1 protein-coding gene is annotated in these 887 nt (G+C 67.3%); it reads right to left on the bottom strand.

What is annotated here, in order from left to right; translation table 11 throughout:
• Positions 1-9: 9 nt before the first annotated feature.
• A protein-coding gene (locus SGA01_RS40775) for an IS5 family transposase (RefSeq protein WP_167534304.1) occupies positions 10-818 on the bottom strand; the annotation gives its coding sequence in 2 pieces (ribosomal slippage) (positions 10-479 and positions 479-818; 810 coding nt in all).
• Positions 819-887 lie beyond the last annotated feature (69 nt).

The following is an 887-nucleotide window of genomic DNA, read 5'->3' as shown; positions in this document are numbered from 1 at the left end:
CTGATCATTTCAGAATGAGGTTCGGAGTCGTCGCAAGCAGATGATGCTGCAGGCGAGTTGGAGTAGTCCGAGGTGGAGGTCGGCTCGTATCTCGTAGCGGATCCGGAGCCGTTTGAACTGGTGGAGCCAGGCGAAGGTTCGCTCGACGACCCACCTGGTCTTGCCCAGGCCGGATCCGTGAGCGGTGCCCTTGCGGGCGATCTTCGGTGTGATGCCGCGGGCTCTGAGCAGGCGTCGGTACTTGTCGTAGTCGTAGCCGCGGTCGGCGAACAGCCGCCGTGGCCGGTGACGGGGCCGGCCGACCAGGCCGCGGATGCGGGGGATGGTGTCCAGCAGGGGCATGAGTTGGGTAACGTCGTGCCGGTTTCCGCTGGTCAGGGAAACGGCGAGGGGTGTTCCGTGCCGATCGGTGATCAGGTGGTGCTTGCTGCCAGGCCTCGCGCGGTCGACCGGCGAAGGTCCGGTGTGAGCCCCCCCTTCAGAGCCCGGACGTGCGAGCCGTCGATCGCGGCGTCGTCCATGTCCAGCAGGCCTGCCTTGCGGAGTTCCGCGAGGAGAATGGCGTGCAGGCGGGGCCAGACGCCGGCCTCGGTCCAGTCCCGCAGGCGCCGCCAGCACGTCACCCCGCTGCAGCCAATCGTCTCCGTCGGCACGTCCGCCCAGGTCACACCCGTGCGAAGGACGTAGACGATCCCGCGCAGAGCCGCACGGTCATCCGCCGGCAGCCGGCCTGGATGCCGCCGACGTCGCGGCGGTCGAGGCGGGAGCAATGGCGCGACACGATGCCACAGGTCATCAGGCACAAGATCATCCGACACCCGCAGAACTCTGCCGCCCACCAGCCCAACTGCCAAGCCCCCGAGCCAAACTCATTCTGAAATGATCAG

Origin of the sequence: Streptomyces gardneri, from assembly GCF_006539185.1 — a bacterium.
In the GTDB taxonomy this organism is placed as follows: domain Bacteria; phylum Actinomycetota; class Actinomycetes; order Streptomycetales; family Streptomycetaceae; genus Streptomyces; species Streptomyces gardneri.
Note: the sequence above shows the minus strand (reverse complement) of the source record. Positions and strands in the feature narration are given on the sequence as shown.